The 6579-nt window shown below is 71.9% G+C and carries 9 protein-coding genes; 6 read left to right on the plus strand and 3 right to left on the minus strand.

Translation table 11 applies throughout. The annotated features are described in order from the left end of the window. Positions 1-30: 30 nt before the first annotated feature. Together AC0699_RS35450 and AC0699_RS35455 are read right to left on the minus strand one after the other, a co-directional pair. The gene (locus tag AC0699_RS35450) at positions 31-507 is read right to left on the minus strand and encodes an SRPBCC family protein (RefSeq protein WP_478668929.1); all 477 of its coding nucleotides are present in this window, start codon (positions 505-507) and stop codon (positions 31-33) included. Next, positions 504-821, minus strand: coding sequence for an ArsR/SmtB family transcription factor (locus AC0699_RS35455; protein WP_478668932.1), 318 nt, complete (start codon positions 819-821; stop codon positions 504-506). Before AC0699_RS35455 ends, AC0699_RS35450 begins: the two co-directional genes overlap by 4 nt. A gap of 116 nt (positions 822-937) precedes the next feature. Between AC0699_RS35455 and AC0699_RS35460 the strand changes: the two genes are divergently transcribed. The 3 genes from AC0699_RS35460 to AC0699_RS35470 all read left to right on the plus strand — a co-directional run bounded on the left by AC0699_RS35460 (position 938) and on the right by AC0699_RS35470 (position 2592). Next, positions 938-1417, plus strand: coding sequence for an SRPBCC domain-containing protein (locus tag AC0699_RS35460; protein ID WP_478668936.1), 480 nt, complete (start codon positions 938-940; stop codon positions 1415-1417). A 29-nt stretch (positions 1418-1446) separates the two neighbouring features. After that, entirely contained in the window at positions 1447-1995 is a 549-nt protein-coding gene (locus AC0699_RS35465; protein WP_478668939.1) for a TIGR03086 family metal-binding protein, read from the plus strand. Between the two features lie 249 nt (positions 1996-2244). Further along, entirely contained in the window at positions 2245-2592 is a 348-nt protein-coding gene (locus tag AC0699_RS35470) for a VOC family protein (protein ID WP_478668943.1), read from the plus strand. Between the two features lie 97 nt (positions 2593-2689). Here the strand turns inward: AC0699_RS35470 and AC0699_RS35475 are convergent, their stop codons facing one another. Continuing rightward, positions 2690-3895, minus strand: coding sequence for a serine hydrolase domain-containing protein (locus tag AC0699_RS35475; protein WP_478668946.1), 1206 nt, complete (start codon positions 3893-3895; stop codon positions 2690-2692). A 316-nt stretch (positions 3896-4211) separates the two neighbouring features. On the opposite strand from AC0699_RS35475, the gene AC0699_RS35480 reads away from it, so the two are divergent. Genes AC0699_RS35480 through AC0699_RS35490 form a run of 3 tightly spaced genes read left to right on the plus strand, consistent with a single transcriptional unit; the run spans position 4212 to position 6486 of the window. Beyond that, positions 4212-4847 (plus strand): ATP-binding cassette domain-containing protein, encoded by a 636-nt coding sequence (locus AC0699_RS35480; protein ID WP_478668950.1) that lies wholly within the window; start codon positions 4212-4214, stop codon positions 4845-4847. After that, positions 4844-5722: a metal ABC transporter permease gene (locus AC0699_RS35485; RefSeq protein WP_478668953.1), complete on the plus strand. Its 879-nt coding sequence runs from the start codon at positions 4844-4846 to the stop codon at positions 5720-5722. Before AC0699_RS35480 ends, AC0699_RS35485 begins: the two co-directional genes overlap by 4 nt. Next, entirely contained in the window at positions 5677-6486 is an 810-nt protein-coding gene (locus AC0699_RS35490; RefSeq protein WP_478668956.1) for a metal ABC transporter solute-binding protein, Zn/Mn family, read from the plus strand. The genes AC0699_RS35485 and AC0699_RS35490 overlap by 46 nt, the downstream gene beginning before the upstream one ends. Positions 6487-6579: the final 93 nt, after the last annotated feature.

Here is a 6579-nt window from a genome sequence, read left to right on the forward strand (position 1 = left end):
CGCGTGTGTCGATGCCGTATCCGGACTACGTCACATCCAGTGGTCGGCGCCGGGGTCCCCGCCCGTCGCACGCACCGCGAGCCGGCGGGTGTAGTGGGCCCAGCCCTCCTCGTGGGCGGTGCAGGCCTCGGCGGTGGGCAGGCCACTGTGCACCAGTCGCAGCAGGGTGCCGTCCTCGACGGGTTCGAGGGTGATCTCCACGGTGGTGGAGCCCGGGGGCACGTCCGCCAGGCCGCCCTCGGCCCAGCCCCAGGTGAAGACGAGCCGCTTGGGCGGGTCGATCTCCACGAAGCGGCCCTCGGCGACGTTCTCGCCGGTGACGGTGGTCCGGTAGCCGCCGTTCGGGACGAAGGAGAACTCGCCGTCGCTCCCCATCCACGACAGCCACTTGTCGCGGTCGGTGAAGAAGCTGAAGACGGTCTCGGGGCGGGCGAGGATGTGCCGCTCCACGGTGACGCTGCCGGGCCGGGACGAGCGTTGTGGCTGCGCGGGTATCGGTACGGTCATGGCTGTCCGCTCCGTTCGGCCTCTTCCGCTTCCTGGGCGAGGCGGGCGAGGGTGTCGAGCTTCGTATTCCACATGGCCTGGAGGTAGTCGGCGAGCGGGCCGAGCGCCTCCCGGTCCGCCCGGTAGTACCGCTTCGTCCCGTCCTTGCGCAGCGTAACCAGCCCGGCATCGCGCAGCACCTTCAGATGCTGGGAGACCGCGCCGAAGGTGACCTCGAAGCCGGCCGCGATATCGCCGGCGGCCAGCTCGTCGTCCCAGATCAGCCGCAGAATCTCACGCCGTCTGGGCTCGGCGATGACCTGTACCGCGTCCATACGGGGAATTTTAGTCGAGGCTGCAGTTTGCGTCGTCGGCGAGCTTATTTTAGTCTCGGCTAAAGAAGGTGGATCCGGTCGCGGGTCCCACCCGTCCCCCCGACGTAGGAGCCCCCATGGCTGACATCGCCCTCATCTACTCCCTCAAGGCCGACGCCGAGACCGTCTACCGAGCCGTGTCCACCGCCGACGGCATCGCCGGCTGGTTCACCGACGGAGCCGAGGTGGAAGGCGACATCCAGCGCCTGACCTTCCCCGGGCAGCCCGCGCCCTGGGAGTGGCGCGTCACCGAGGCCGCAGAGGTCACCGAGGCCGCAGAGGTCGGCGAGGCGGGCGAGATTGGCGCGGCGGGCGAGGCCGCCGTGCGCCGGCGTCTCGCGCTGAAGGTCCTCGCCGGACCGGAGGACTGGGTCGGCACCGAGGTCGTCTACGACGTCGGGGCCACCGGCGACGGCAGCGTCCTGCGCTTCGACCACAAGGGCTTCCCCGCCGTCGACGACCACTTCCGCCACACCGCGGCCACCTGGGCCGCGCTCTTCCCCGTACTCAAGAAGTACGCCGAGACGGGCGAGCGCACCCCCTTCTTCACCGTCTGACCTCCGATAACCAGGACTTGGAGCACCCCATGCACGACCACATCGACGAACTCGCCACCGCCCTCGCCGGCACCGCCCGCGCCGTCCGCCCCGAGCAGCTCGACGCCCGAACCCCCTGCGAGCGGTTCACCGTCGCCGACCTCCTCGGCCATCTCGCCGGGACCCTCGCGGACTCCGGGCGCGCCGCCCGTAAGCAGCCGCGCCCCGCCGATCCCGCGCCCGTCCCCGGCGACCCGGAGAACGTCGCGGCTCTGGCGCTCGCCGCCGCCGCGGCGTGGGCCGATCCGGCCGCGTACGAGGGCACGACGGATTTCGGTCCCGGTGAGATGCCGGCCGAGTTCGCGGCCGCCGTCACCCTGGAGGAACTGGCCCTGCACGGCTGGGACCTGGCCCGCGCCATCGGCCGCTCCTTCCCCGTCGGTGCCGGCACGCAGAAGGCCGTGCTCGGTGTCGTCGAGCGGATCGCCGACCGGGCGCGCAGCACCGGCGGCTACGGCCCGGCACTCGAAGCGCCTGCCGGCGCCTCCCCGTTCGACCAGGCGCTGGCGGCGAGTGGCCGCGACCCGCGCTGGGCCTGACGCGGTCCCCGGGGCCGCCCCCTCGGTGGGGCGGCCCTTCCGTGCCGCGTGCACCAGCGGTGCTGTCCGTATGTGCGTCGTGGGACGGGGGTGCTGCGAGGCACGTGTGCCGAACCGGAGCCATATGTGCGAACTACGGGTGTTCCGTAATTACTCGAGGGAAGGCGTGAAGGCGCGTCCGTTCGCGTTCAGCCGCGTTCAATCTCATTCACGCTCACTCGTGCTTACCCGTCTCACTTGGAGTCATCGATGGTCGTGCGTCGTGTCGTCCCCAACATCCGGTCGGAGGCCGTGCAGGAGAGCCGGGAGTTCTACGGCCTGCTGGGTTTCGAGGAGGTCATGAACCACGGCTGGATCCTGACGCTCGCGGCCCCGGCCCGCCCGGAGGCCCAGATCAGCCTGATGACCAGCGACAGGACCGCACCCGTCACGCCCGACCTGAGCGTCGAGGTGGACGATGTCGACGCGGCCTACGCGGTCGTGCGGGACAGCGGCGCGGAGATCGTGCACCCCCTGCAGGACGAAGAGTGGGGAGTGCGCCGCTTCTTCGTCCGCGATCCCAACGGGCGTGTGGTCAACGTACTGAGCCACCGCTGACCGACCGGAGCGGACAGCCGTGCGCCGGGCGCGGGCGGTGATCATGGCGCTCGCGTGACGCGCCGGGCGGCCCCGGGGACAGAGATGGGTGCTGTCCCTAACGCAGCGCGCTGTAGACGGACTCGACCAGCGCCATCTTGCGCGGGTCGTCCGCGATGTGCGGCCCCATGCGGTTCATCACGTATCCCATCGACAGACCCGGCACGCCCGACAGGCCCGGCACGCCCGGCACGGCCGCCTCCGGGTCCGCGAGCCCGCAGGAGCCGCCGAAGCCGTCGTGGCCGAAGGCCCGCGGGTTGGGGCCGTATGAGCCGTTCGGGCCGCTCAGCCAGAGGCCGAGAGCCACCTCCGTCTCATGCCGGAAGCCCGCGCCGAGTACGAGGTCCCGGCATGGCCCCTGGCCCTCGCGGACCCGCTCCGCGGACTCGGGGGAGAGGACGCGGTGTTCGCCGAGCAGCCCGCCCGAGGCGAAGATCCCGTACAGCGCGGCGACCGCACGGGCGGTGCCGTGCCCGTTGGCCGCCGGGATCTCGGCGGCGCGCCACTGAGGGGTGTTCGCCTCGACGGCGCCCACACCGGGGTTGATCAGCGCGGCCAGGGCCGCGGGCTCCAACTGGGCGAAGACCGCGGCTTGTTCGCTGGTGACGGCGGCCGGGGGATGCACCAGCTCGGCGGCGCGGTCCGCCTCCTTCTCCGGGAGGCCGATCGTGAAGTCGATGCCGTACGGCCCGGTCACCTCCTGGTGCAGGAACGCGCCGGGCAGCAGGCCCGTGATGCGCCGTACCACCTCGCCGACGAGGAAGCCGTACGTCATGGCGTGGTAGCCGGACCGGGTGCCGGGCTCCCACCAGGGCTCCGTCGCGGCCAGCCGGGCGGTGGTCAGGTTCCAGTCGTACAGGTCGGCGAGTGAATGCGGCTCGCGCAGCCCGGAGAGGCCCGCGCGGTGCGAGAGGAGCTGGCGGACCGGGATGGTGTCCTTGCCGGCCGCGGCGAACTCCGGCCAGTACGAGGCGACCGGGGCATCCAGATCCAGCAGCCCGCGGTCGGCGAGGATGTGTGCGCAGAGCGCGGTCGGTCCCTTTGTCGTCGACCACACGTTGACCACCGTGTCCCGCTCCCACGGCCGGCTCCGCGCGGCGTCGGCCCAGCCGCCCCACAGGTCGACGACGGTCTCGCCGCCGGCCTGTACGGCGACGGCGGCACCCAGTTCGCCGCGTTCGCGGAAGTTCTCCTCGAACACGGTGCGCACCGCGGAGAATCGTTCGTCGCAGTAGCCCTCGATTTGCGCCCCGGTCTCGGTCATGGCCCCTCCGTACTCCGTCGTGCGCCACCTGAACTGCCTGGAATGACTGGACTGCCTGGACTGCCTGGACTGCCTGGACTGACTGAACCGCCTGAACCCCCTGGACCGTGTTGAACATACCGACTGGTCGGACCGGTGGGAAGGCGTCGTACGAGGGCAAGGTGCCGTACGAGGGCACCTGCCGCACGACGCCAAAGTCACTCGCACGCGGGAACCGGGCCGCCTCCACGTCCGACTACTGCCGAGCCGGGTCCGCGCGGGCCCGGGTCCGCCCGGCACATCGGTCGCGGTGGGAAGTGGAGGCCTGGAGGACGTGTTGGGCGGACTGGATGTCCGGATGCGAGCAGTGCGCTGCCGGCACGGCAGCGTGAACGCGGTGTGCGATGTCGACCTCGACGTCGCCGCGGGCGAGCGCGTGGCGCTGACCGGCACCAACGGATCGGGCAAGACCACACTCGTACGAGCCGTGCTCGGCCTGCACCACCCGCTGGCCGGCGAGATCCTGGTGGGCGGCAGGGACGCCGCGTCGGCCGCAGGCCGTGCCTGGCGGCGCCGGGCCTGCGCCTGGATCCCGCAGAAGCCGGCGGCGGGACGGTTCCCGCTGCTCGCGGGCGAGCTGCTGGACAGCAGCGGGGAAGGTCCGGAAGCGGTGCGTGCCGCGGATCGGCTCGGTGTCGGCCCGTTGACCGGACGCCCGCTGCACACTCTGTCCGGCGGCCAGTTGCAGCGCATGTACCTGGCCAGGGCGGTCGGCTGTGTCGCAGCCGGGGCGGGTGTGCTCCTCGCCGACGAGCCCACCGCGGCACTCGACTTCAACGGTCAGGAGCAGGCCGCCGATCTGCTCGCCGAACTGCCGGTCACCCTGCTGGTCGTCACCCATGACCGGGCGATGGCCGAACGCTGCGACCGCGTACTGGAGATGGCCGCGGGACGGCTCAGGGAGGCCACATGACTCCCCTGAGCCTCGCCACCGCCGACGTGGGCGCACTGCTGCAGCTCGTCCCGGTGCAGCGCGCGGGCCTCGCGCTGCTGCTCGCCGCCGTCGGACTGCCCGTCGTCGGCGTCGTGATCGTCGGACTGGACATCATGCCGGTCCGGTTCGCGATGATGCATGTGGCCCTGCTCGGTATCGCGGTCGGCATGCTCACCGGCCTCGATCCGATGCTGTGCGCCCTGCTGGCCTGCGCACTGGCCGGGGCGGGAGTGGCGCCACTGGCCCGCACCCCCGGCGGGCTCTCCGGAGCGATGGGCCTGCTCATGAGCCTCGCCATCGCCGCGGCGCTGCTGGTGCTCGCGGTCTCCGGCGTCAACGCCGCCGGCGCGTTCGCGCTGCTCTGGGGATCGATCCTGTCCGTCGGCACGGCCGACCTCGTGGTGCTCGGCACGCTCGCCGTCGTCGTACCCGCCCTGCTGTGGTGGCGCCGGCGCGAACTCGCTCTGCTGCTCTACGACCGCGAGCTCGCCGCTTGCTCGGGCGTCGCCGTGCGCGGCCTCACCCTCGTGCTGCTGGTCCTTGTCGCCGTGGCCGTCGCCGGGGCGATCAAGCTCACCGGCGCGCTGCTCGTCGACGCCCTGACCCTGCTGCCCGCGCTCGCCGCCCGGCGCCTGGGCGACTCCCTGAAGTCCATCACCGCATGGGCGGTCGGCATCGGGGTCGTCGTCAATCTCGCCGGCTTCCTGACCGCCCTCTGGCTGGACCTGCCGCCCGGCCCGGTCCTCGTCCTGACGGCGGGGGCCGCGGTCCTCGCCGTCCATCTCGTCCCTGAACGGAGAATCAGCTCATGGCGCGCACCCGCGTCCGCTTCCCTTCCCTCCTCGTCGCACTGACCGCACTGACGGCCTCTTTCGCCCTGGTCACGGGTTGCGGCGGCGACTCCGGCTCATCCTCGTCCGCGAAGGGGGAGAAGGACAAGCCCGTGGTGGTCGCCACGACCACCTGGGAAGGGGCCTTCGCCAAGGCCGCCGGTGCCGAGGACGTCAAGGTGATCGTCCCGAAGTCCGTGCACCACGCCCCCGACTACGACCCGAAGCCGTCCGACCTGGCCGCCGTCGCCGCGGCCGACTTCGTGCTGTACGCGCCGTTCGAGCCGTACGCCGAGAAGATCAAGGAGGCGGCCGGGTCCGACGCCGAACTCGTCGAGGTCGCCCTCGACAACGATGCCGAGAAGGCGAAGGCCGAAGTGACCCGGCTGGGGAAGCTGTTCGGCACCGAGCCCGCCGCGGCGAAGTGGAACACCGCCTTCGCGACGGAGTACGGCAAGCTCGCCGCGGAGGTGAAGAGCGCCTGGCCGGCGAGCAAGCAGCCCACCGTCGTCACCCAGGTGTTCACGGCCTGGTCGGCCCGGCTGGCCGGGGCGAACGTGGTGGGGACGTACGGACCCGACGCGGTCACCCCCAGGCAGCTGGCCGAACTGTCCGCGAAGAAGCCCGCGTACGTCCTGGAGAACGCCCACATGTCGACGGGCACGGTGCTGCCTGACTCGGGCGCCCGGCAGATCACGATCGTCAACTACCCCGGTGAGGACCTCGATCTGCTCGCGGTGTACCGCGGAGCGGCAACGGAGCTGAAGAAGGCGCTGGGCGCGAGCTGACCTGCGGGGGGGGGGGGGGGGGGGGGGGGGGGCCCCGCTTCGGTTTCGGGGGGGGGGGGGCACGCCGGAAACCGCACCCCCAAACGCTACAGA

Source organism: Streptomyces sp. NPDC043870 (assembly GCF_056435785.1).